The sequence below is a fragment of the Cyclobacterium sp. 10D3-21 genome (genome assembly GCF_055809755.1).
Window position 1 is genome coordinate 810959 of record NZ_CM147924.1, and the last position, 26234, is coordinate 837192.

At 37.7% G+C, this 26234-nt stretch carries 21 protein-coding genes; 15 read left to right on the plus strand and 6 right to left on the minus strand.

The genetic code is table 11. The features are described 5' to 3' along the window. The first annotated feature begins 4 nt into the window (after positions 1-4). The 12 genes from AC0L7T_RS03490 to nagB all read left to right on the plus strand — a co-directional run bounded on the left by AC0L7T_RS03490 (position 5) and on the right by nagB (position 12278). A complete protein-coding gene (locus AC0L7T_RS03490) occupies positions 5-469 on the plus strand; it encodes a RidA family protein (RefSeq protein WP_473341080.1) in 465 nt (154 codons plus the stop codon). Between the two features lie 7 nt (positions 470-476). Continuing rightward, positions 477-1589, plus strand: coding sequence for a D-TA family PLP-dependent enzyme (locus AC0L7T_RS03495; protein ID WP_473341081.1), 1113 nt, complete (start codon positions 477-479; stop codon positions 1587-1589). Between the two features lie 36 nt (positions 1590-1625). After that, positions 1626-2696 (plus strand): dipeptidase, encoded by a 1071-nt coding sequence (locus AC0L7T_RS03500; protein WP_473341082.1) that lies wholly within the window; start codon positions 1626-1628, stop codon positions 2694-2696. A gap of 224 nt (positions 2697-2920) precedes the next feature. Then, positions 2921-3433: an RNA polymerase sigma factor gene (locus tag AC0L7T_RS03505; protein WP_473341083.1), complete on the plus strand. Its 513-nt coding sequence runs from the start codon at positions 2921-2923 to the stop codon at positions 3431-3433. A 3-nt stretch (positions 3434-3436) separates the two neighbouring features. Further along, positions 3437-4921, plus strand: a complete 1485-nt coding sequence (locus AC0L7T_RS03510; RefSeq protein ID WP_473341084.1) for a phytoene desaturase family protein — start codon at positions 3437-3439, stop codon at positions 4919-4921. 24 nt (positions 4922-4945) lie between these two features. Beyond that, positions 4946-5788, plus strand: coding sequence for a phytoene/squalene synthase family protein (locus tag AC0L7T_RS03515; protein WP_473343345.1), 843 nt, complete (start codon positions 4946-4948; stop codon positions 5786-5788). Positions 5789-5924: 136 nt separating this feature from the next. After that, positions 5925-6770 carry a 4-hydroxy-3-methylbut-2-enyl diphosphate reductase gene (locus AC0L7T_RS03520; RefSeq protein ID WP_473341085.1) on the plus strand — a complete coding sequence of 282 codons (846 nt, stop codon included), beginning with the start codon at positions 5925-5927 and terminating at the stop codon, positions 6768-6770. A 34-nt stretch (positions 6771-6804) separates the two neighbouring features. Then, a complete protein-coding gene (locus tag AC0L7T_RS03525) occupies positions 6805-7515 on the plus strand; it encodes a fatty acid desaturase (RefSeq protein ID WP_473341086.1) in 711 nt (236 codons plus the stop codon). Between the two features lie 60 nt (positions 7516-7575). Next, a complete protein-coding gene (locus AC0L7T_RS03530) occupies positions 7576-9978 on the plus strand; it encodes a TonB-dependent receptor (RefSeq protein ID WP_473341087.1) in 2403 nt (800 codons plus the stop codon). Between the two features lie 233 nt (positions 9979-10211). Further along, entirely contained in the window at positions 10212-10841 is a 630-nt protein-coding gene (locus AC0L7T_RS03535; RefSeq protein ID WP_473341088.1) for a class I SAM-dependent methyltransferase, read from the plus strand. Between the two features lie 8 nt (positions 10842-10849). After that, positions 10850-11452: a trimeric intracellular cation channel family protein gene (locus tag AC0L7T_RS03540; RefSeq protein WP_473343346.1), complete on the plus strand. Its 603-nt coding sequence runs from the start codon at positions 10850-10852 to the stop codon at positions 11450-11452. A 97-nt stretch (positions 11453-11549) separates the two neighbouring features. Continuing rightward, a complete protein-coding gene (nagB, locus tag AC0L7T_RS03545) occupies positions 11550-12278 on the plus strand; it encodes a glucosamine-6-phosphate deaminase (protein ID WP_473341089.1) in 729 nt (242 codons plus the stop codon). A gap of 36 nt (positions 12279-12314) precedes the next feature. Here the strand turns inward: nagB and AC0L7T_RS03550 are convergent, their stop codons facing one another. Together AC0L7T_RS03550 and AC0L7T_RS03555 are read right to left on the minus strand one after the other, a co-directional pair. Further along, on the minus strand, positions 12315-15296 hold the full coding sequence (locus AC0L7T_RS03550; protein WP_473341090.1) for an ATP-binding protein: 2982 nt from the start codon (positions 15294-15296) through the stop codon (positions 12315-12317). A 140-nt stretch (positions 15297-15436) separates the two neighbouring features. Continuing rightward, entirely contained in the window at positions 15437-16609 is a 1173-nt protein-coding gene (locus AC0L7T_RS03555) for a retropepsin-like aspartic protease (RefSeq protein ID WP_473341091.1), read from the minus strand. A gap of 501 nt (positions 16610-17110) precedes the next feature. Between AC0L7T_RS03555 and AC0L7T_RS03560 the strand changes: the two genes are divergently transcribed. Further along, on the plus strand, positions 17111-17581 hold the full coding sequence (locus AC0L7T_RS03560) for a Fur family transcriptional regulator (protein ID WP_473341092.1): 471 nt from the start codon (positions 17111-17113) through the stop codon (positions 17579-17581). A gap of 16 nt (positions 17582-17597) precedes the next feature. Here AC0L7T_RS03560 and AC0L7T_RS03565 read toward each other — a convergent pair whose 3' ends face one another. From AC0L7T_RS03565 to AC0L7T_RS03580, 4 genes are all read right to left on the minus strand, one after another. Next, positions 17598-18062: an SRPBCC family protein gene (locus tag AC0L7T_RS03565; protein ID WP_473341093.1), complete on the minus strand. Its 465-nt coding sequence runs from the start codon at positions 18060-18062 to the stop codon at positions 17598-17600. Positions 18063-18086: 24 nt separating this feature from the next. Next, positions 18087-19025 (minus strand): protease modulator HflC, encoded by a 939-nt coding sequence (gene hflC / locus AC0L7T_RS03570; RefSeq protein ID WP_473341094.1) that lies wholly within the window; start codon positions 19023-19025, stop codon positions 18087-18089. Positions 19026-19061: 36 nt separating this feature from the next. Beyond that, positions 19062-20048 carry an FtsH protease activity modulator HflK gene (gene hflK, locus AC0L7T_RS03575; protein ID WP_473341095.1) on the minus strand — a complete coding sequence of 329 codons (987 nt, stop codon included), beginning with the start codon at positions 20046-20048 and terminating at the stop codon, positions 19062-19064. A gap of 230 nt (positions 20049-20278) precedes the next feature. Further along, a complete protein-coding gene (locus tag AC0L7T_RS03580) occupies positions 20279-20899 on the minus strand; it encodes a cytochrome c oxidase subunit 3 (RefSeq protein ID WP_473341096.1) in 621 nt (206 codons plus the stop codon). Positions 20900-21244: 345 nt separating this feature from the next. Here AC0L7T_RS03580 and mfd point away from each other — a divergent pair, with 345 nt between their 5' ends. Both mfd and gldJ read left to right on the plus strand, forming a co-directional pair. Beyond that, on the plus strand, positions 21245-24586 hold the full coding sequence (mfd, locus tag AC0L7T_RS03585; RefSeq protein WP_473341097.1) for a transcription-repair coupling factor: 3342 nt from the start codon (positions 21245-21247) through the stop codon (positions 24584-24586). Between the two features lie 263 nt (positions 24587-24849). After that, positions 24850-26109, plus strand: a complete 1260-nt coding sequence (gene gldJ / locus AC0L7T_RS03590) for a gliding motility lipoprotein GldJ (RefSeq protein ID WP_473341098.1) — start codon at positions 24850-24852, stop codon at positions 26107-26109. Positions 26110-26234: the final 125 nt, after the last annotated feature.

Consider the following 26234-nt stretch of genomic DNA (forward strand, 5'->3'; position numbering starts at 1 on the left):
AAATATGTCAGCAGAAGCAAAAATTAAAGAATTGGGTTTGGTATTGCCTCCAGCACCACCTCCAGGAGGTGTTTATCGTCCTCTTATTATCACAGGTAACCTATTGTTTCTTTCCGGCCATGGTCCTGTTTTGGAAAATGGAGACATGATTAGAGGTAAAATAGGCATCGACCTGGACAAAGTTGAAGGTAAAGCTGCTGCCAGACAAGTAGGACTGACAATGTTATCTACCCTTCAAACTGAGTTGGGAAGTTTAAATAAAATTAAAAGGGTTGTTAAGGTTTTAGGCATGGTGAATTGTGCTTTGGACTTTGAGGAGCACCCTTTTGTTATCAACGGGTGTAGTGAACTATTTGCTGAAGTCTGGGGTGAAGAAAATGGACTCGGCTCAAGAAGTGCCATTGGATTTGGTTCATTGCCAGGCAATATTTCGGTGGAAATAGAAGCTACATTTGAAATCTATCAATAGAAATTATATGCAAGACAATTGGTATAAACTAAATCATCCTGAAAAAATAGATAGTCCGGCGCTATTGGTCTATTTGGACAGGGCAAAAGAAAACATTCAAAAAGTCATAAAGGAGGTAGGTACACCTGACCGATTAAGGCCACACATAAAGACCAATAAATCTGCAGAGGCCTGTCAATTAATGATGGATGCCGGTATTAAAGCATTCAAAGGAGCAACGATTGCTGAAATCGAATTACTTGCCAGCATTGGAGCGAAAGATATTCTGCTTGCTTACCAGCCTGTAGGGCCTAAAGTAGATCGTTTTTTGGCTTTAATTTCACATTATCCAGATGTTAAGTTTCATTGTCTTTTAGATCATATCGATGCGGCCAGAGCTTTGAATGAAAAAGCATTGGCAAGCAATCAAAAAATAGGCATTTATATAGATTTAAATGCTGGAACAAACAGGACAGGAGTGGTTCCAGGAAAGCCGGCAGAAGATTTGTTCGAACAAATCCTTCAATTAAAAGGCTTGCAAAATATAGGTTTTCACCTCTATGATGGTCACCTGAGAAACCCGGATATCAAACTTAGAGAAATAGCTTGTGACGAGGGGTTTGCACCCATTGCTCAAATGAGAGAGAAGCTGGAAAATAAATACAAGCTGACACTTGATATTATTGCTGGAGGTACGACCACCTTTCCTTTTCACTCCAAAAGGGAACGTGTCACCTGTGCGCCAGGTACATTTATTTACTGGGATGAGGGCTATGCGAGTGGACTTCCAGAGCAGTCTTTCCTATATGCAGCATTGGTAATGTGTAGGGTGATTTCTTTGCCCACCTCAAACTATGTTTGCGTAGACCTGGGGTACAAATCAATTGCGTCTGAAAACCCATTGGCAGAGCGGGTGAAATTTCTAAATGCACCAGAACTGATACCGGTGGGACATAGTGAGGAGCACTTGGTTTTGGATGCAAAAGAAGGGCATACCTATAAGATCGGAGACGTTCTATACGGTGTCCCCATTCATATTTGTCCGACAGTTGCGTCCTATCAGGAGGCATTGGTGATTCAGAATGGAGAGCAGGTTGCCACCTGGAAAACCGTAGCCAGAGACAGGAGAATTACTTTTTGAGGACAATAATTTAACTCATTTAAATCAACCAAAAAGATGTTTACAATAGATGCCCATTTAGATTTAAGTATGAATGCGCTTGAATGGAACAGGGACCTTACCCAGCCTGTAGAAGCGATAAATGCCAGGGAAAAAGGGATGACGGATAAAACAGATCGGGGAAATGCCACTGTTTCTTTGCCTACATTAAGAAAGGGAGAAATTGGATTGGTGGTAGCTACGCAGATTGCTCGTTATGTGGCGCCAGATAATCCGCTTCCTGGCTGGCACAGCCCGGAACAAGCCTGGGCCCAAACCCAGGGCCAATTGGCATGGTATGAAGCCATGGAAGCCAAAGGAGAAATGGTTCAAATTCGAGATAAAAAGGCTTTAAATGAGCATGTGGCACTTTGGATGAATGGAGAGCCAAATGATAAAAAACCTGTTGGCTACATTTTATCTCTGGAAGGAGCTGATTCAATAGTGGACCTAAGCTATCTTGAAAAATCTTATGAAAAAGGATTAAGGGCTTTAGGTCCGGCGCATTATGGTCCGGGAAGATATGCTCAAGGTACAGATGCTTCAGGACCTTTGGGGAAAAATGGCAGGGCCTTGCTGAAAGAGATGGAAAGGCTAAACATTATTTTAGATGCTACCCATTTATGTGATGTTTGTTTTTGGGAGGCTTTGGATCATTTTAATGGATCTGTCTGGGCTAGCCATAATAATTGCAGGGCATTGGTGGATCACAACAGGCAGTTTAGCGACGAAATGATTAAGGCACTTGTCGATAGGGGAGCTGTCATAGGAGGTGCTTTAGATGCCTGGATGATGGTACCTAACTGGATAAGAGGAACCTCCTTACCAAAAGAAATGGATTGTGATCTGGAGAAAGTCATAGATCATATGGATCATATCTGCCAAATAGCAGGGAATGCCAATCATATAGGAATAGGCACTGACCTGGATGGAGCATATGGAAGAGAACAAAGTCCTTATGATCTTGAAACAATTGCAGATTTGAGAAGAATTCCTGGCATGTTACAAAAAAGAGGTTACTCTGAAACAGATATAGAGAAAGTAATGCATAAAAATTGGCTAAGATTTTTGAATGAAGCTTGGTCTTAGGTTTTTTGTTTAATAAAATATTTTAAAATTAAACAAAAAAGACAAAGGCTTAATATTGATTGTTTTACTATAAAGTCCCCCTTTAGATGTCTATAGGGGGATTTTTTTATTTAATGATAAAAAATATCGCTTTTTTGTTTAACCTAATGTAAAAAATATTACACAAAATATTTGTAATACTGTTTAACTATACCTATGTTTGATTAAACAAAAACACAGGGTCTATGACAACTTTAGAATTTAGTTATTCGCTTACAAAGCTCAGCACGTCCTTAAAGCCATTTGCTTTAAAACTGACAAGGGATATGGATGATGCAAATGATCTATTACAGGATACAATGGTGAAAGCCTTTACCAACAAGGATAAGTTTGCCGACGGTACAAATTTGAAAGCCTGGTTGTATACCATTATGAAAAACACCTTCATTACCAATTACCAGAGAATGGTAAGGAGAGGTACATTTGTAGATACTACTGAAAACCTTCATTTTATCAATTCAGGCACAGCAGTGATTGAAAATGGCGTTTTTGGAGATTTTACCATGAAAGACATTACCAAAGCAATCGATAAATTGGATGAAGTGTACAAATCCCCATTTCTAATGCATTATAAGGGTTTTAAGTACCATGAAATAGCAGTTCAACTAAATATCCCCATTGGAACGGTGAAAAATAGAATACATATTGCAAGGAAAATTTTAAAAGACGATCTTAAGGTTTATACCACCATAAATTAATCAATGAGGCCAAAAGAAGTTGTTGTAATAGGTTCGGGATTTTCAGGGATTTCCACTGCTACACATCTCGCCGTAGCGGGATTTAAAGTGACTGTTTTAGAAAAAAATGAAGTGCTTGGAGGAAGAGCAAGGAAATTTAATTCAGCGGGTTTTACTTTTGATATGGGGCCAAGCTGGTACTGGATGCCGGATGTATTTGACAGGTACTTTAATAATTTTGGTAAAAAAACGGCCGATTATTATGATTTGATTCGTCTGGACCCCTCTTATTCAGTGATTTTTGGTCAAGAGGATGTTATGGAAATTCCAGCAAACCTGGACCAATTTAAATTGGCATTAGAAAAACTGGAACCGGGTGTAGCGGAAAAATTGGATGATTTTCTGGAGCAGGCGGCTTTTAAATACCAAAGAGGAATTTATGATTTGGTACACAGGCCTAGTGTTTCTTTGTATGAGTTTTTAGACCTTAAATTATTTAGGGATGTTTTGAAAATGGATATTTTTCAATCCATGTCCAAGCACATTCGCAAGTACTTTAAAAACGAGAAAATTATCCGTTTGATGGAGTTTCCAGTGTTGTTCCTTGGAGAAACAGCCCAAAACATTCCGGCGTTGTACAGCTTAATGAACTATGCAGACATAGCCTTGGGTACTTGGTATCCTAAAGGTGGAATGCATAAGATCATAGAAGGAATGGTGTCATTAGCGAAAGAAAATGGTGTCATATTCAGAAACAATGCAGAAGTAGTAAAAATAACGGCTGGTGATGGCAAGGCCAAGTCAGTCAAACTACTCTCAGGTGAAGAAATAGCCTTTGATATTTTGGTGGCCAGTGCTGATTACCACCATGTAGACAAAAATTTACTAGAACCTCAATACAGCAACTACAGTGATAAATACTGGGACAGTAGGGTCTTGGCACCTTCGTCTCTTTTGTTTTACTTGGGAGTAAATAAACGCTTGAAGAATCTTTGTCACCATAATTTGTTTTTTGACGAACCGCTGGACCCTCATGCAGATGCCATTTATACCAATCCACGGTGGCCTGAAAAACCCTTGTTTTATGCGTCGGTTCCTTCTATAACTGATGCTACAGTAGCGCCTGAAGGAATGGAAAATCTATTTTTGTTAATACCGCTAGCCCCAGACCTTGAAGACAGTGAAGCTACCAGAAATAAATATTTTGAAATAATTATGAACAGGCTTGAGCAACAGACAGGTCAGGACATTAGGTCTCATATCGTTTACAACCGTTCTTATGCACACAGTGACTTTAAGAAAGATTATCATGCTTTTAAAGGAAATGCTTACGGTTTGGCAAATACTTTAAAGCAAACCGCAATTTTAAAGCCTTCTCTTAGGAATAAGAAATTAACTAACCTATATTATACAGGGCAGTTAACTGTTCCAGGGCCTGGAGTGCCTCCCTCTTTAATTTCTGGGGAGGTAGTAGCGAAAGAAATTATAAAGAACACCATAGTTAAATAATTTTCAACCATTGAAAATGACATGATGGACCCAAAGCAACTCTTTGATGACACCGCCCTGGAGTGTAGTAAATTAATTACACAACGCTACAGCACTTCATTTACTTTAGGTATTAAAACGCTGTGTAAAAAGCTGCACATGCCTATTTATGGGATTTACGGGTATGTGCGGTATGCTGATGAAATCGTTGATACCTTTCATGATAAGGATAAAAAGGGATTGTTGGAGAATTTTAGACAGGACACTTATAAAGCCATTGATGATGGAATAAGTATGAATCCAGTCTTGCATGCATTCCAATTAATTGTAAACAAATACAAAATAGAAAGAGAGCTAATCGATGCTTTCCTTAACAGCATGGCAATGGACCTTGATTTCGCCACTTATAACGATTCCAAATACAAGGAATACATTTATGGCTCCGCTGAAGTGGTTGGACTGATGTGTTTGCGGGTGTTTTGTGAAGGAGATCAGGAAAAGTATCAACATTTACAGCATGCCGCCTGTAAATTGGGATCAGCTTTTCAGAAAGTTAATTTCTTACGTGATTTAAAAAGTGATTATGAGGACAGGGGTAGGGTTTATTTCCCCGGAGTAGATTTTAATAGCTTTAACAGCAGTGTCAAAGCTGAAATAGAATTAGACATTAAGCAGGATTTTGACGAAGCGCTTATAGGCATAAATCAATTGCCTAAAGGGGCCATGCTTGGAGTTAAAATTGCCTATCTCTATTACCTGAAGCTATTTTATAAAATCAAGTCTTTATCTCCGGAAATAATTACTAAAAGGCGAATAAGGATACCAAATTCGAGAAAATTCGCCCTTTTAATCAGTACCTATTTCGGCTATAAAGTTGGATGGGATTAATGAAATTTGGCCAAACCGTCAGGAACTGTTTGGATAGTAGACAGCGTTTGAATATTAAGATACTTCTGCCAAGTATTTTAATCTGAAAAAGAGGAATATTAAAAAAACATTTGATTACAAAGTTGGTTTATTAGATATGTTGAAATTGGATGTACATATTGATCAGTATTCGGGCTTTTGCTTTGGTGTAGTTTATGCTATTGAAATGGCTGAAGAAATTTTAGACGATGAAGGCCATCTTTATTGTTTGGGAGATATAGTCCATAATGATGAGGAGGTCAAAAGGTTGACAAAGAAAGGTCTGATTATTATCAATCATGAGGAGCTCCAGAAATTAACAGATGAAAAGGTATTGATTAGAGCTCATGGTGAGCCACCGGCTACTTATGAATTGGCCATTAATAACAACCTTACTTTGGTAGATGCCAGCTGTCCTGTGGTGTTGAAGTTGCAAAACAGGATAAAAAATTCCTTTGACAAGGATGAGAATATCTATATCTACGGGAAACATGGACATGCTGAGGTTATTGGGCTTCTTGGTCAAACTAGAAATAAAGCAGTTGTATTTCAGGATATCCAAGAGCTTGACCTACCCAACCTACCGAAAAATATTACCCTTTACAGTCAGACCACCAAAAGCACAGACAAATTTTATGAAATCAATAAGGTGTTAAAGGACAATGGTATCACTATAAATACCAACGATACCATTTGCAGGCAAGTGTCCAACCGGGACAAAGAACTAAGAGGTTTCGCGGCCAAGTTTGACCATATTGTCTTTGTAAGTGGCACCAAATCATCCAATGGCAAAGTTTTGTTCAATGTTTGTAAAGAAAAGAACCCACAAACTTATTTTGTCTCTTGCCCTGAAGAGGTAGATGCCAAATGGTTTAAGCCTGGGCAAAGTGTTGGGATTTGTGGCGCCACCTCAACCCCGATGTGGTTAATGGAAAAAGTTGAGGAAACGATCAAAGCATTTTAAAAGTTTTTTGTTCCTTTAATTTTTAATTGTGTCCATGAATATTTCTTTAAAACAGCAGCTGTCTTCATCCATTGATCCGAAAGGGCTGATCATTGCCTTTTCTATTATCGCTTTGTGGACCACTTCATTGCTATTTTTGCTTCACCTTCAAGTGGATTACGCCAACCCGATCCTTTACCTTGGGATATTGGTACAAATGCATCTCTATACAGGGCTTTTTATTACAGCCCATGATGCCATGCATGGAGTAGTTTCGGCAAATAAAAAATTGAATTATTTTATTGGATGGTTTTCAGCCATGTTATTTTCTTTTAATTTCTATTGGAAGTTATTCCCCAACCATCATAAACACCACAATCACGTGGCAACGGAGGATGATCCGGATTTTCACTCATCTGGCAAGTTTTTCCCCTGGTACCTGAGTTTCATTCTGAATTATTTAAATGTATGGCAATTCCTTTTAATGGCAGTTACCTTCAATTTGCTGAAACTTGTTTTTCCAGTACCTAATTTAGTGCTGTTTTGGATGTTGCCAGCGATATTGTCTACGCTCCAATTGTTTTATTTTGGCACTTATTTACCTCATAAAGGAATGCATAGCAACAAACATCATTCAGGAACTTTAAAGAAAAACCATTTATGGGCATTCCTTACCTGTTATTTTTTTGGTTATCACTTTGAACATCATGAATTTCCATATGCTCCTTGGTGGAGGCTTTGGAAAACCAAACATCTTTCTAACTAATGATTAGGTAAGCTACCAGAATCTCAATACGGATTACGAATTGTGTCACAACCCATAGCTATGAAGAAGTTTTTATTGTCAACCCTATTAATTTTATCTTTCCTCACTTTATACGGCCAAGAGGGGACAATACAAGGGAAAATCATTAACCCTATCAACAATGATCCAATCCCTTTTGCAAATATTATTGTTCAGGGATTAGCAATCGGAGCAGTCTCTGATCTAGACGGAAATTATGTAATCAGTGGACTAGCGCCAGGTTTGTACAATGTGAAGGCTTCATTTGTAGGTTTCAAGACAAAAACCGCTTTTGAGGTTCAGGTAACTAAAGCCAGTGCTGTGCAATTGGATTTTGAATTGGAAGAGGATGCCTCCAACCTGCAAGAGGTTGTTGTGGATGCCACATTTAGCAGAACAGAGGAAACCCCCATTTCTGTTAGACAGCTCAATTCCAATGAAATTGAAAGGTACCCTGGTGGAAATAGAGACATTAGTAGGGTGATACAATCATTGCCTGGAGTGGCAAGTTCTGCCAGTTTTAGAAATGATATCATCATTCGTGGAGGCGCACCAAATGAAAATAAATTTTTTATTGATGAAATAGAGGTACCTGTAATCAACCACTTCGCTACCCAAGGTTCATCGGGTGGCCCTGTGGGTATTTTAAATGTAAACTTGATTAAGAATGTAGAAGTGTTGAGTGGAGGTTTTCCTGCCAATAGAATGAATGCCCTGAGTTCCTTTTTTGAGTTTCAATTAAAAGATGGTCGGCGGGATAAGATGCTTACCCAGGTTACTTTAGGGGCAAGTGAAATAACCCTATCCAACGAAGGCCCTATAGGTGAAAAAACAACCTACATCTTTTCCGCAAGGAGATCCTATCTCCAGGCTTTATTCAGATTGATTGGTTTGCCTTTTTTACCCACCTTTAATGATTTTACCTTTAAGACCAAAACGAAAATCAATGCTAAAACAGAATTGACCGTTTTGGGAGTGGGTGCGATTGACCAATTTGCACTCAATTTTGACGTTCCAGATGATGAAACATCGGAAGAGAGAGAAGACCGTTTGTATTTACTGGATAACTTGCCTATTTCTACACAATGGAATTATGCGACAGGAGCTAAATTAAAGCGTTTTAGAGACAATGGATTCTGGACTTTCATCTTGAGCAGAAACATGCTCAATAACCAATCCTACAAATATACAGGAAACGATGAATCAAGTGAAGATAACCTGCAATACAATTACCTGTCTCAGGAGAGTGAAAACAAGTTTAGGGCAGAGAATAGCATTTTTTCAGATGGCTATACCCTCCAATATGGCGTGAATTATGAATTCAGTCGCTACTTGATAGAAAATTATGATACCCAATTTCCTGATGAAAATGGAATGCCTCGTGATGTTACTACGATCTCCCTTTTTAATAGCTATGGTGGGTTTGTCATGGGAAGTAAGAAGTATTTAGATGATCGCCTTGTGGTTAATCTGGGTGTTCGTTTGGATGGGAGTGATTTTGGTGAGACAGCCAAGAATCCATTGAATCAACTTAGTCCTAGGTTTTCAACAAGTTATCAACTCAAAGACAACTTGTTTTGGAATGCAAATGCAGGCATTTATTACCAAAAGCCACCCTATACGGTTTTGGGTTACCAAAACAATGAGGGTGCCTATGTGAATCAGGAGAATGATGTTAAGTTTATGAGGAGCACCCACTATATCACAGGGTTTGAATGGCAGTATCCAGCGAAAAATAGAAAATTTTCCGCTGAGGTTTTTTATAAAAGTTATGCAAATTACCCTAGTTCTATCAGGAACGGAATTGCCCTGGCAAATCTCGGAGCTGATTTTGGAGTGATAGGCAATGAACCGGTAACGTCTGATGCCAGGGGAAGGGCCTATGGCTTGGAATTGCTGGCTCAGCAAAGACTATTTAAAGGTTTTTATGGGATAGCCGCACTAACACTCGTAAGAAGCGAATTCACCAATCCATCCACAGGATACCTACCCTCCTCCTGGGACAATCGGTTTATTGTAAGCCTAACAGCAGGTAAGCGATTCAAGAAAGATTGGGAATTGGGTGCCAGGTGGAGGTTTTTGGGAGGAACTCCTTATACCCCCTATGACCTGGAGTCTTCCTCTTTGCGTGCCAATTGGGACCTTTTCAGTAGTGGGCGCCTTGACTACACAAGGATCAATGGCGAGCGCCTTAAAAGCTTTCACCAATTGGACTTAAGGGTGGATAAGAAATATTACTATAATAAGTGGAACCTCAACTTGTATTTTGACATACAAAATGCCTATAATTTTCAGGCCGAACAGCAGGCCAATTTAATACCTCAGCGAAATGATCAGGATGGCTTGGTTGTTAACCCCGATGACCAGAGTCGTTATTTAATAAGGGAAGTTGCCAATCCAGCAGGTACAGTACTCCCTACAGTTGGAGTAATTGTGGAATTTTAACCTTTTTCCTCTTGAATCATCTGGGTTTAAAACGAGCCTAAAAATCACTTCTTGTATATTTCCATGCACTAAATGCCAAACAGGTAATCGCAGGTCAAGCCTGGTTTTTCTTGGCACAGGCTGTTACGAATTAGAAAGGAGATTGTATCTTTCGGGTTAAAATCTTACTTTGAAAATGAAGATTTATTATTCCCCTATTCTGCCAAAAAATTCCAGACTAAATTTATTAAAACATGAACATTAATGAACTAAATAAATTGCTTGGAAATATAGACCTTTACCTGCTGGATCTAATATTAAAAGGGAGGTTCACTAAAGAGATGATGATACTGGATGCAGGCTGTGGTGAGGGGAGAAATACGCATTATTTTATTCAAGAAGGATACCGGATTGTAGGGGTAGATGTTAATCCCTCAGCAATCAGCATGGCAAGAATTTCTGGGAGAACATTGGATTCAAATTTTGATCCTAAGCGTTTTCAGGTGGCTAATTTAGAAGACATTCCATTTCATACAGCCGCATTTGATGTGGTTTTAAGCAGTGCAGTATTGCATTTTGCCAAAAGCAAGGACCATTTTCTTACCCTATTGAAAGAACATATGCGGGTATTAAAAAATGGGGGTATTTTCTGGTTACGGATGTGTACGGATGCTGGAGGAGCCTTCGAATTGATAGATCAATCGTCACTTGTAATGCAACAACTTCCCGATGGAACCGAAAGGTTCGTTTTAACAGAACCATTAATCAAGGAAATAATGCTCGAATACCAGCTAACCCTATTGGAACCTGCGAAGTCGGTATTGGTTCATAATAAAAGAGCTATGGGGGTATTTGTTTTTCAAAAAGGAGGCAGAAATAAGTAATGGGAACAATAGACATGCAATATGCACTAGAATTGGTAGGGACCTACTTTTTCGCTATTTCCGGCGCCTTAGCCATTCAGAATAAGGACCAGGATTTATTTGGAGTAGGCTTTATGGGTTTTATTACTGCCATTGGCGGGGGAAGTTTGCGGGATATATTGATCGGATCGTATCCATTGGTTTGGATAGGTAATGTCAATTTTCTTTATGCGATTTTTGCGGGTTTGATTACTACATTTGTATTTTTCTCTCATATGGCCAAGCTTAGGAAGACCTTGTTTTTATTTGATACTTTGGGGATTGCTTTTTTTACAATTTTAGGAGTGGAAAAATGTCTGGATCTGGGCTTTAGACCAGAAGTAGCAGCTATAATGGGGATGTTTAGTGCCGTGATGGGAGGGGTGATTAGAGATACACTAACCAATGAGATTCCTATACTTTTCAGAAAAGAAGTGTATGCATCAGCCTGCCTTGCTGGCGCGGTTGTTTACCTTGCCTTGGATTATTTTGGTCTCGATAGGGATACAAATCTTTTGGGATCTATTGCCTTGATTATTATCATTCGATTAGTAGCCGTAAAATTCAAACTCAACTTACCTATTCTCAAATAATGATAAATTTGTGCTTTCGTTTTCCAATTCACTCAATGGTCATTTATTCATAATTTGAGTATCCCATTAATCATTTACATTTAATTATTATTGAATTATGCAAATACAGATTTTTCAAGACGAGGAAAGTTTACACAAGGCTGTTGCTAAGGAGCTGATCGATGCTGTAAAAAACAAACCAAACACTGTGTTAGGATTGTCTACCGGAAGCTCTCCTCTGGGAACGTATGCCAATATGATAAAAGACCACAAAGCGAATGGTACAGACTATTCTGATGTAATGACATTTAATCTGGATGAATATGTTGGGCTAGAGGGATCACATCCTCAGAGTTATAGGTGTTTTATGAATACCTCTCTATTAAATCACCTCAATATTCCGCTGAATCAAACCAATGTACCTAATGGAACTGGAGACCTTGAGGAGGTTTGCGAGGAGTATGAAGCTAAAATAGTTAGTGCAGGAGGGATTGATTTACAGCTTTTGGGAATCGGGACAAATGGACATATTGGGTTTAATGAACCAGGTACAGCATTTGATACAAGAACACATGTCACCCAATTGCAACAGGAGACCATAGATGGAAATGCCCGTTTTTTCGAAAGTGTAGCAAGTGTACCAAAGGAAGCCGTAACGATGGGCATACAGACAATTATGGAAGTAAAAAGAATTATACTTATCGCCTACGGGATTAAAAAAGCAGCTGCAATCCAAGAAATGGTGAATGGACCAATTACAGAGTCGATGCCTGCTTCGATCCTCCAAAGACATAAAGATGTTACCATATTCCTTGATGAAGAGGCTGCCGCTTTGCTTAAAGTCTAATATCGAAATTTAAGGAATTGGAGCCGTAGTCTCTTACTATGAGTTGTTCAGGATTAAGTTTCTCAGGTAAACTTTAAATACGGTTCCTTTACCTACTTCGCTCTCAATTTCAATTTTTCCGTCATGTGCCCTTATTTGTTCTCTAACTAGGTACAATCCTAACCCCTTGCCTTCAACATGGTTGTGAAACCTTTGGTATAGACCAAAAATACGATCACCGTACCTTGTTAAGTCCAAGCCAATGCCATTGTCTTCAAACCTTATCACGCAGTATTCATTTTCCTTATAGGTACTGATTTTAACGACAGGGCTCCGTTCTGGGTGTTTGTATTTAACTGAGTTGGTCATAAAATTCATAAAGAAGTTTTCCAGATGAGCATAGACATAATTTATCTCACTTAGATTTGAAAAATCTTTTTGGATTTTAATTCCAGATTCTTTTAGTTGGTTAAAGAGGCTTTTTTCTATATTATTAAGTAAGAGTTTAAAGTCAATTTGTTCTACTTTCGGGATTTTTTGCTTTTTTATGGAAACAACTTCAATAAGGTCCTCCAAGGTGGTGTCAAGCAGATTGGTAGAAATTTTAAGGTTTTCCCAGATCTCTCTATTGCCTGGGTCAGCAGGGTTTTCATCGTTGTAGAGGTCTAGCAGCAAAGAGATATTTACTATGGGGGCTCTGAGATTATGAGAGACAATATAGGCAAACCTTAATAGCTCTTCATTATGGGATTTGAGGTCCTTTATTAGTTTTTCTCTATCTGATTCTAGCTTCTTTGCTTCCGTTATATTTTGAGTCACTAATAGAATACGGTCTACTTCGTTAGCATTGTTTATCAAAGGCACGCCACTTTGCAGAAATTTCTTCTGGTGCGCTTCTGTTTCATAGCTTACCCTTTGGCCCTTCAGTACCTTGTTGAGGCTGAGCTTGGTGATTTTCAAATTATCCCCTGAAAACTGGTTCAAAAGGTTGGTGCCAATCAAGGATTTGGGATTCGTTCCAGTCAATTGATATTCTTCCCCATCTGTAAACAGATAATGAAATGATTTGTCCAATACATCTACCGAACCACGAGGAAAGTTTTCTGCAATACTCCTAAACAGTTGCTCAGAAGCAATTAATTTTTTTTCAGAAAGGGTTCTATCGGTGATGTCATCAACAAATATGACATAGGATTCCTTGTTTTCATTACCATATTGGATTTTGGTAAATGATATTTTCAGTTCTTTATAATTGTCCTCTTCTAAAGGTAAATGGAAATAGGCAGTTTTCAGACTAGACGTCAGAAAGCCAGAAATAACCTCTAGTAAAGTTGCACTTATGTTACTTTTAATTAATATAGTCCCCATTAGTTCTTCCTTACTTTTAAGGTTGAATATAGGAAGGGTTTTGTTATTGATTAAAATAAGTTCAAACTGATGGTTTACGGCGAATATGGCATAAGCAGTACCATTTAGAATGGCATCATGCATGAAATTGGTTTCTTGAAGCACATTCTCAAATCGAAACCTGTGCAGCTCCTTGCTTATCCAATCTCTCAAAATGCTAAATAACTCCCCATAATGAGCTTTGTTTTTGAAAGGCTGATCATGGAGCAAACACAAAGTGCCAATTTTGTTCATTTCTGTATCGAATAAAGACAGCCTTAGGAACGATGTAATTCTATGTTCGACAAAAAATGAGATATGGCTTAATACATCGTCTTTTTCAGAACTGATCATTAAGAAATGATTGGCAGGATCTATAGAAAGAAGTTCCTTGTTCAGAAAATTATGCCAGCTTTGGTCATTGTCTATAATTTTTTTCCCCGATTCACAGATCGATAATATCTCCATTTTATTGTTTCCAGAATCCAAATTACCTATAATACAAAATCGTATCCCTAATTTTCTGTAAATAAGGTGGTTAATTTCTTCAAATAGGTTCTGTCCCTTAAATAATGTGGAAATGGCCGATACCTCGGTCAACATGGTCTGAATAAATCTTTTCTCTGTCAGGTTTTGTAAAATATCTTTCTTGCCTTTTAGTTTTATCTTTTCTTTTTTTTGATTAAAGGCATTTATTAATGTACCTGTCAGGCCTTCTTCTTGAGAAATGGAGCTCTTAAAAGTTCTTATATTATTTGTGAGGTATTGATAATGACCCTTTTTGTTTTTTACCCTGTAAGTAATGGAATAGTTGCCTTTTTCATACTGCTCAAGAGAAACAAAATCCTCTACAAATTTCCGGTCTTCTGGATGTATTAATTTAAGCCAATCCCATAAAATAAAACTTCTTAAATTACCATTTTTATAGCCCAAAAGGTTAAACAATGGCCCAGACCAAAAGATTTCCCTACTTTTCTTTAGGTACTTGAAATAAATTATTTCATGGTTTTCGTTGCCACTTATGGCGTCACTTTTTTCCAGTTTGGACATGGAAATTCCATCATCCTGATATTCTTCAAGTTCGAGTGACCTATAATCAGATGAAATGTTCTTGGATTTAAATCTCAGATTAATGAATGTAAATTCAACATTTTCAATGTTTTGATTCAATAAATTATCAAGCATACTTTCAGAAAGAAATGGAAATCTGACCATTAAGTACTCACTGAAATCTTTTAGGTTTGAAGGGAAATAATCTTCTGTTTTACTCACCTCTGTGAGTATAGAATGGTCATTTGAATTAATTATCCATGAAGGTAGCCCCGTTGAATCCTGATTTACAATTGTATTGATTAGGTAGCTGTTTTCTTCATGCGCCAGGATATATCCTTCAAATTTCAACCATACAAAAGATTGGGGGTCTAAAATGAGGGGGATTTCAAGCGTTTTTTTATTTTCAAGGTGTTCAAATATTAAATCAAAAAGTGAGTTTTCAAGTGTGGGGAATAAAGTATTTATCCCTTCAATACTTAATTGGAAGTCTTCTTTTTTATTCCAAGATATAAAACCATTGGATTGGTAGAGAATCTCAAAAATCCCATTATTTGACTTTTTAAAAATGAGTAAAAGGGGTTTAAAAATATTTTTAACCATTAGGTGGGTGTAATCAAAGATTAAAATCTTCTTAAAAGTTTTGATAAATTTATAAAAATTTCTGATATTAATGGAAAAAATATATCAGATTCACTATTTTCTATATTAAGTTCATTATTTTACCTATATTCTGAGATTCTCTACAGTTGCTTTTCTAGTAAAAATGTAACCTTATGTATGTTTGTTTTGGTTCTGTCTTCAGGATCAATTCTTAGGAGCTCCAATGAAATGACTTTCCCCTCTTTAGACCTAAGTAATTCGGTGATGTCAGAAAGCTCCCAAAACATTGCGGGAATTTTATTAATTGTTAGAATTTCATCCATACTTCTTGCTCCATGAATATGGGCGGGAGAGTCCTCCCTTACTTGGTGAATATAATACCTTTTTTCTTCCAAAGAACTTACCCTAACAGTCAGTCCACTCATGTCATACTTAAAAGGTGTCTTGTATTTGGCTCCTTTTTTATACAATATCCTTTCGCGAGGGTAATCTATGATGATCTTCATATGGTTTAATAATTCTGAGCCCAAGCTGCCCATTCTCCCTGTGTTGATCAATACTTCAGAATACGCATTCTTTTCGGGGTAGGAGGTGACCACATTTCTAAAATTCAAGCCATTTATGGTTAATTTTTTCACTCTTGCCACATGGCCTTCTAAATCTCCTCCCAAAGATCTGCCTAAACTACTTTCTATATTTATCTCTGGAAGTTTAATGTCTTCACTCGTTTCCTGGTTGAGCAATAATCCATGGTTGGCACCTGTGTCAATAAGTAATTTGGCCTCCAAATCGGGGCCATCAACTTGCTTTATTTTAGTTAAAATATATGGCTTATTTTGTAATAACTCAATTGGGATTTTTCTATACCAAAATGGTTTTCTTTTGAATGTCCCGCGTTTGTAAAATGTAAGGAGTCCATTGTCATAATCGATTTTGATTGGGTTGTTTTTGAAAAATTCATGTCCGATTACACCATAAACTGGTACACCTAAAACTTTTTCCAATTCCAAAAAATCATCATCTAAAACTAAAATGGCTTGAAATATACCTTCAATAGGCCCAATGTCAAAGTGGTTGTTAGGGGAAACTGATGCACTTAATACTGTTTTCCCATCAGCACCTACCAAATTGAGCTTTCGGGTATAAACCATTTCCAACTCATCTCCTATGGATTTACTGAAAAAAATATTGGATTTCACTCCTGTGTCAAATAGAAAATTCACGACAGGACCGCCATTAATAGATACAGGTATTATGATAAGGCTGTTTGAGTCAATAAAGGGTATCACTATTTTATTTTGGTCTCTTTTCATATAAAAACCAGGCACTTGAGCCTTTACTGGGCTAGCCAGTAAAACCCAAACCAAAAAATAAAATAGCCAATTTGTCTTAGAATGCATGATTCTTATTTGTTCCTTTAATATAGAAAATAATTTTCAGTAGTTAGAAATATTTAACCTCATAGTTACACTCATAGTAGGTAATAGCCTTAATGAGGTATTATTGCTTTCCATGATCGACCTAATGATGCTGTTTACCATTTCCAAAAAGGAAACCAACATAAGGTATATGTCTAATGATGGGTTAACTCTGAAATAAGGAGGGTGTTTACATTTCAATGAAAGGGTCATACAATAGCCTTCTGCCAAACGAATTGAACGTGCTTTGGAGGACGTAATGGAGATCTAAATAGGTCTCGCTGGCAAATCCCTATTTAGAACCATTGAAAATAGGGGATTAACTACCGATTGAAAAGTTTTAAGGTTTGAAAAATCTAAAAAATAGCTCATCTTTATTCTTTATAATAATAAACCATGGCCGATAAGTCGATAATAGAGAAAGCGAAAAAAATATTTGAAAATTACCTTGTCCGGCAAGGAAGCCGCAAAACTCCTGAAAGGTTTTCTGTAATAGATGAATTGTATGCTTTACCACAAGATGAGCATATAGATGTGGAAGGGCTATTTTTAAGGATGCGGAACAATGGATATTCCATTAGTAGGGCTACTATATACAATACGCTTGACTTATTGGTGGCTTGTGGGTTGGCTGTGAAACACCAATTTAAAGACAAGGTGGCACTGTATGAACAAGCCTTGACCTATAAGCACCATGACCATTACGTCTGCAATCAGTGCAGAAAAATTTTAGAATTTTCCGATCAGAGAATTAATTTGATCAAAGAGGAGATGGGAGTTGCCTTCTCTGCACATATTACCAGTCACTCTCTGGTGCTTTATGGGGATTGTCAAATACGTGATTGTGAAAATTTACCAATGCATTAATGGTTTTTTTAACACCCTATTTAGAGGTGTTTGAAGCATTGCTATTCGAAAAAACCTTTTGGTATACAGGCTTTCTCATTGAGAACTGAAAGTAAAGTATGGGGTACAATGCATAATCCAACAGTAGGTTTGGACTTGAAAAACTAATTTCATCTATTATTTTGGCTTTGTCACTTCCATCAAATAAGATACGGTGCTTATGACGCCATTTTTTAAGAAAAAAGGGAAGTTTAATGCCTTCATCGATGAAGTGATATTCAGTATCATCCAAATGATCAGCAGTAATTTCACTCATCCATACCTGCTTAAAAAAAATAAAATTAAGCTCTAGGCTTACGAAGTCACCTTTAGAGGACCCATCGAAGCGAAGCAATTTAACAGGGGGAAAAGACGGGTTTAATGCCTTGAACAAATTGGCATTAAACCCGTCTTTTACTTTTAAATAGTTTTGATTTACTTTGGTCGTTAGACTAATGTTCATGAAGTCTTCTGGTTTGCAAATCGATTATTGCATCTTTTTCAAGTACTTGAAAAGATCACTGTCTGAAGATATTACCAAACTAGTCTCCTTGTCCATAGAGTTTTCGAGCGCTTCCATAGACCGGAGAAATTTATATAAATCGATTGATTGTCGGTTTCGATTATAGGCAGAGGCATAAATCTCAGTGGCTTCAGCATCTGCCCTACCGCGTATTTCTTCCCCCTGTCTAATAGCCTCAGATTGGATTTGGGCCAAATCACGTTCCTTGTCTCCAAGGATTTTTCTGGCTCCACCCTGTCCTTCAGATCTGAACTGGTCTGCTATTCTATTTCTCTCACTTATCATTCTATCATATACCCTGTCCCTTACTTCATCTACATAGTTCATTCTTTTAAAACGAAAATCCAATATTCTTACTCCTAAATCAGAAGTTCTTTCATTGGCTTTCAGTAAAATGATATCTTCGATTTTATCTCTTCCCACTTCTATTTCTTCAAGAACTTCGAGTTCTTGCATGAACTGCTCAGTGATTTCAGGTTCTCTGTTTGTTGAACGAACAATGTCAAGAAGGTTATGGTTTGCTATCGCATTCCTTGTTTCACCATCTAAGATATCATCTAGGCGAGACTGGGCGGATCGCTCGTCTCGCAATCTGATGAAAAATTGAAGCGGATTGGTGATCTCCCATCGGGCATAGGTGTCAACAAAAATATACTTTTTATCTTTTGTTGGGACCTGATTTTTGTCTCCATCCCATTCCAGGTAACGTTTATCGAAAAACTGAACTTTTTGGATAAATGGCATTACGAAATTTACCCCAGGGCTGGTCCTGGGTTCACCAACAGGTTTCCCAAATTGAGTGACAATAGCTTGCTGGGTTTCGTCGAGTATGAAAATACTTTGAGTCGAAAGTATTAGGACGATTACTCCCAGTATTATATATAACAAATTGCTTTTTTTCATGCTTTGATGAGGTTAGTTGTGAAGTTCGTACTTTACTTAAGGGGCAGGACTAGAAGCACTGGCTTTATTAATGTTTAGCAATGGCAGTACGTTGCTTCCCTTTTCATCAGTGATGATTTTATTCCCGATTTTTGGTAGAACTTTCTCAAGTGTTTCCAGGTAGATTCTTTGTTTGGTTACTTCAGGAGATTTTATATATGCCTCAAAAATGGAATTAAATCTTTCAGCTTCCCCTCTTGCGCCATTTACCCTGGTCAATGCGTAAGCTTCTGCCAATTGGATGGTTTCTTCGGCCTCACCTCTTGCTCTCGGTATTATTCGATTGTAATCGGCTTCTGCCTGATTGATTAAAGTTTCTCTTTCTTGTTGCGCTTCATTCACGGCATTGAAACTAGGCTTTACCGGTTCTGGTGGATTTACATCCTGTAATACTACCTGGTCTACGCGGATGCCATTTTCATATTCATCACACATTTCCTGTAGCAATACTTCTACACTGGTAGCTATTTCTTGTCTACCGACTGTTAAAACCTCGTTAACGGTTCTGTCTCCTACAATTTTCCTCATTGCAGACTCAGACATGTCATTTAAGGTTTTTTCAGCATTTCTTACCTTGAATAGGTATTTGTAGGAATCTACAATTCTATACTGTATTACCCATTCCACATCTGTTAAATTCAGATCGCCAGTTAGCATCATACTCTCATCTATGTAGCCAGACTTGGCATATTGTGATTGTCCGCTAGAAGACGTGGAAGTAGAGCGAAAGCCAAATTCCTGCTTTAATTGTCTTTGGACTGGTATTTTATACATGGTTTCCACAAAGGGAATGATGAAACTTAAGCCTGGGGAAACCGTGCGATTATACTCGCCTAGTTGAATAATTACACCTTCCTCTTCTGGGCCTACTGTTTTAATAGCTGAAAACACCATGATAATTACTACCAATCCGAGAATGATTTTGGACAGGTATTTTTTTATCCAGTCCGGATCGATATTGATTTCAAATTGTTTTTCTGACATAAGTTTACTTTTTTTGCAATTTACGATTAATTGACAGAAATACCTTCGGTAATATTTTTCATTTCCCCAATTGAATTACCTAAACGCAGAATATGCCCTTGGGTTTATTATGGGCGTTGATACCAAAGGATCAATTGGGGTATTGGCTTCAAAAGGTTTTGATTGTCAACCTATACTGATTTATTGATCTGGTTGTAATGCGAAATAGAAGAGATGGCCGATAATATCTATTACAAAACCCAAAGGAAGAGACCAAACAATACTAACCAGACGATATCCATGAATTTCCAGTAAATGACGAATAACTCAAGTTTCATTTTTTCGTATGGATTTGTCAATAAAACCAAAGTTTTTACCTCGTCCTTTTCACTATTGTAAATAAGTAGTAATAGAACTAAAGCATAAATCATTGCTCCGGCGAGGTGCACAAGGTGGATACCACTGAGTAAATACAAAAAACTTCCTGCTGGCAAACCCGTGAAATCAATGCCTGAATTTGATAATTCTTCCCATCCTTTAAACTGAAATAGGGCAAAGGCTAATCCTAAAAATAGGGTATAAGCAAGATAAATTTTTGTTTTCTTCAGCTCATTGGCCAGATAAGCGGTAAGGATTTTTTCTGAAATAAAGGCGCTACCAAACAATATTAAGCTACTAATGATAAAAGACTTGGGTATTTTATATTGCCCAAATGAACTGGTTTCTGATTGAGAATATATAAATGATGTCGTTAAGAAAAAAAAGATTAATCCACTGCTAAACATGGCCAAATAAATGAGTGTCTGGTAGGGATGCATTTGTTCAATCCTTGTAAACCAATGGTTTGTTTTTCTTTCTTTTCGCAACTTCATCTTAAGGTTAACAATTGAAAAGAGAATAATGTTGTTTTTGGTGAAAAAAACTCCATTTTTTTTGCAAATACTAGGATTAAGCTGGGCCATATATACTTAATCCACTGAGGGGATTTCAATGTTATTTGATAAATTGCACCCACTTATTTTGAATATGGATTTTTGTTTTAGAAACCTTGGTAAGTAATAGCCTTGCTAAAAATAGTTTGGAGATTATGAATCTTTGAGATACTGGCGATCAGCTAGAGTCAAAAATAGCAATTAAGGGACCTATTATTTATCGTATTAACTACGTAGCAAATTGGCTAGTGCTAATTTAGGGTGCTACATTAAAAAGAATATTAGTTGGACAAACAGTCGTTTTTATCACTTTATATAGATGATCCATTTGTAAAAAACCTTGGATTAAGCATAGGTTCTGCTGCCCATTCAAAAATGAATGTCAAGGGGCTTTCGGGTAGTATGGACATGTTGGTCGTACATGCTATCTCCAAAATTACAGGTGGTTTTCATGTTATTTTAGCAAATGACCGTGAAGAAGCAGCCTATCTTGCAGGTGACTGGCAAACTTTTTCAGGAGAAGTTGCTAATCATTTTCCTGCCAGTTATAAAAGGCCCTATCATTCGGATGAGGTGGAAAATGCCAACGTATTGATGCGTGCAGAAATCCTTAACAAGTTGTCCGGGCCGATTCCAGAAGGAATGGTATTTATAACTTCTCCAGAAGCCATCTATGAAAAGGTCATCAATAAAAAGAGCCTCAAAGAAAATACTTTTGCGGTTAAAGTAGGTGAAAAAGTTGATCTGTCCTTCATAGAAGAACTATTAAGCACCTATGGCTTTGAGAAAACTGATTTCGTTTATGAAGCAGGGCAATTTGCTGTGAGAGGTGGGATAATTGACATCTACTCTTATGCGAATGATATGCCTTTCCGTCTAGAGCTATTTGGCAAGGAAGTGGACAGTATAAGGACCTTTGATCCAGAAACGCAGTTGTCCACCGGAAGAGTTAAGCAGATTAGTATTCTTCCGAATATTCAAACCAAGATGGAATTGGAAAGTCGCCAGCCCATAATGGATTTTTTCCCAAAGGGAACTTGCTTTTGGATTAAGGATTATAAAAATTCCCTAAACGTAATTCAGGGACTGTTTGATAAAGCAAGCCAGCATTTTGCTAGTATAGGAGAAAGTAACTCCCTTCTTCTATCTCCTGAACAGCTGTTTTTAGATGCCAATTCTTTTGAAGAACAGCTTTCAGCTTTCACGTTGCTGGCCTTTGGTCATGTATTTGATTGGACAGGTGTGCCAGAATTCCAATTTCAAGGGCAACCCCAACCATCTTTCAACAAGCAATTTGACTTATTGGTCCAAAATCTTAATGAAAACGGTACCAAAGGGATCACCAATATTATTTGTTCGGAAAGTGAAAAACAAACTGACCGTCTTATCAATATCTTTCATGAATTAGATCCCTCCTTAAAGGTTCAAACCTTACCTATTAACCTAAAGGAAGGTTTTGTAGACAACTCCCTAAAGCTTGCTTGCTATACGGATCACCAGATTTTTGAAAGGTTCTACCGGTACAAGTCAACCAAAACCAATTCCAAGTCGAAGGCACTTACCCTAAAAGAAATAAAAAGCCTACATCCAGGGGATTATATTGTTCATGTAGATTATGGAATAGGTCGATTTGCAGGATTGGAAAAGGTGGAAGTCAATGGAAAACGGCAAGAAGCTATTCGTTTGGTTTTTAGGGATGATGACCTTCTTTATGTAAACATTCATTCCTTGCACAAGATATCCAAGTATAGCAGCCAGGAAGGAGCTATGCCGACCATGTCTAAACTAGGAACGCCAGAATGGGAGAATAAAAAGAGTAGGGTTAAAAGTAAGGTTAAAGATATTGCAAAGGATTTAATTAAATTATATTCAAAACGAAAGGCTGCTTTGGGACATCAATTTTCTACGGATAGTGTATTGCAGGTGGAGCTGGAAAGTTCATTTATCTATGAAGATACGCCGGATCAGGCCTCTGCTACTTCAGACGTTAAGGATGATATGGAAAAGCCTTACCCAATGGACAGACTGGTATGCGGGGATGTTGGCTTTGGTAAGACGGAAGTGGCAGTAAGAGCAGTTTTTAAGGCGGTAAATGACAGGAAACAAGTAGCGATATTAGTGCCGACTACAATTTTGGCGATGCAGCATTACCATACTTTTAAGGAACGTTTGGAGAACTTCCCTGTTTCCATAGATTATATTAACAGATTCAGAACGGCAAAAGAGGTAAAGGAAATCATAGAAAAAGTAGGTAACGGAGAAATAGATATCTTAATCGGTACCCATAAAATTGTCAATAAAGCAATGAGATTTAAAGATCTTGGCTTGCTTGTCATTGATGAGGAGCAAAAGTTTGGTGTCAAGGTCAAGGATCAGTTAAAGGAACTTCGAGTAAACGTTGATGTACTTACCCTAACAGCCACTCCAATACCCCGGACGCTTCATTTCTCCCTGATGGGTGCTAGAGATCTTTCTGTGATTGCGACACCTCCGCCAAACCGGCAGCCGGTAACTACAGAAATCTATACCTTTAGGGAGGAGATTATTAGAGATGCCATTTCCAATGAAATCCAACGTGGAGGACAGGTGTTTTTTGTACATAACCGGGTATCAGAGATTGATTCAATTGCCAATTTAATATTAAGACTAGTCCCAGATGCGAGGGTGATGGGAGCCCATGGACAGATGGATGGGAAAAAGTTGGAAAAAATCATGGTGGACTTCATTGAAGGGACCTATGATGTTTTGGTTTCAACCAATATTATAGAATCAGGATTGGATATCCCAAATGCCAATACGATCATTATTAATAGAGCCCATATGTTCGGGATGAGTGACCTGCATCAAATGAGAGGTAGGGTGGGAAGAAGCAATAAAAAAGCTTATTGCTACCTGTTAACTCCCCCAACGTCTACGTTGACTGTAGAAACCAGAAAAAGACTTCAAGCAATGGAAGAGTTTTCTGATCTGGGTGATGGTTTTAAGGTGGCAATGAGGGATTTGGACATTCGGGGAGCAGGGAATTTATTAGGAGCCGAACAAAGTGGATTTATCTCTGATTTGGGTTTTGAAATGTATCATAAAATACTGGATGATGCTGTTCAAGAACTTAAGCAAACAGAGTTTGCTGCCCTTTTTGAAAATGATCTTAAAGAAATAGTAGCTCCATTGGTTCAGGATTGCGTAATTGAGACGGACATGGAGTTATTGATCCCTGAAAGTTATGTAAGTAATATATCCGAAAGGTTAAGTCTTTATTCTAAATTGGATGATATTAAGGAGAAAAAGGCACTTGATGATTTTAGAGTGGAGATAAGGGATAGGTTTGGTACCATCCCAGAAAGGGTGCAGGCCTTATTCGAAACCGTAGAACTTAGATGGATGGCGGAGAAGCTTGGTTTTGAAAAACTTGCCTTGAAAAATGAACAAATGAAGTGCTATTTCGTTAGTTCTGAAAAGGAGGCCTATTTTACCTCTCCAGTTTTTATGAACATTATCAAGTTTATTCAATCTAAGAACAGGCTTTGTAAAATAAAAGAAACCAAAGGACGTTTAATTCTCATAGTCAAAGGAGTTGATACGATTGAGAAAGCCAAGAATTGGCTTTCAGATATGATGATTAAATAAATAGGAACCCATTTAATTACTGGAATTGTTTAATAAAGAGGACTTTAGGCCATTAAATTTGCAGTTGTTTAAGGTTTTTTAAATAATTCCGATATATTTTCGTGTGGACAATAATATAGGTGATACAATTTTTTTTGTAGTATTTCACAAGATTTAGATAAAAATGATTTTTGTCTTGCGTTTTGGAGTGGAAAGATTATTGGTATAATATATTATTGGTCATATATTAGCGTTTTATTAAGACAAAACATAAAACTTGTCGCATGAAATTTGAGAATAAAAATTTTCAATTTAGTTTTTTTGCCGCAGTAGCATTACTGGGGCTATTGGTGTCTTCTTGTGGAAATCAAACCTCCAGAAGAACTGCCAGCAATCCTGGAGGCACAAGTGCTTCAACAGGAGCAGAATTTAGATTTGATGAGCAAGATCCAGAAGAGGAAGATCCAGCCTTTCAGGTCTTTAGACTTCCTAGAGAAGTGATAGGTCCAAGACTTGTTTTTATCCAAGGGGGTAGAGCGGTATTGGGTTCCCAGGAACAAGATGTCATGGGTTTCCGTGACAATGTGGAGCGAACTGTTACAATAGCCTCTTTTTACATGGATGAAACAGAGGTTACCAATGTGGATTACAAAGAATTCCTTTTTAATATCGCAAGCAATATTAGTACTGATTCACTTGAAAAACTTGAACCAAATGAAAAAGTTTGGGCCAATGCCATGTCTTACAATGATGTTTATTCCACTTACTACTTCAGGTACCCTGGCTTTAATTTTTACCCGGTGGCAGGAGTTAGCTGGACGCAGGCCAATGCTTATAGCGAGTGGAGAACCCAATACGTAAACGAGTTAGCGCGCGAGAGAAATTTTGGAGGTAAGAAGAAAAAGGATGGAGATGCACAATCCGATTCACTTTCATTAGATCAGCTTATAGAACGAGGAGTTGTTTTTCCTAATTATAGGTTGCCTAACGAAGCAGAGTGGGAATTTGCGGCAAAGGGAATGATTGGAACCCAGTACATGGATGAGAATCAAGAAAATGGCAGGATCTATCCTTGGGATGGAAGAGGCCCTCGGAACCCTTATAACATTAAAAGAAAATCACGACAAGGTGATTTTCTGGCCAATTTTAAAAGGGGTCGTGGGGATTATGCAGGTTTGTCAGGTAGCGTATCCAATGATGGAGAAATTATCCCTACCAATGTTTATGATTTCCCCCCAAATGATTTTGGACTTTACAATATGGCTGGAAACATGAATGAATGGGTACAGGATGTTTATAGACCCCTTTCTTTTCAGGATTTCGATGACCTTAATCCAATTAGAAAAGATGGTACTAATGATGAAGAAGGCACCTATAAAACTACTTTAATTGACGATAATTATCGGGTTTATAAAGGTGGGTCCTGGAGAGATGTGGCTTATTGGTTGGCTCCAGGTACAAGAAGATTTATGCACCAGGATTCGGCTTCGAACCACATAGGTTTCAGATGTGCCATGATTGCAGTAGGAGGCAAAGACAGGTAACAAATAAAGCAGAAATTATAGATTTATTAAAAAGGGTGATTTCACCCTTTTTTTTATGCCCTCTTTTATCAATTTGGTAGTATGAAAAAAGCCTTTCAGATGGCAAGGGAGTATTATATTTCTTT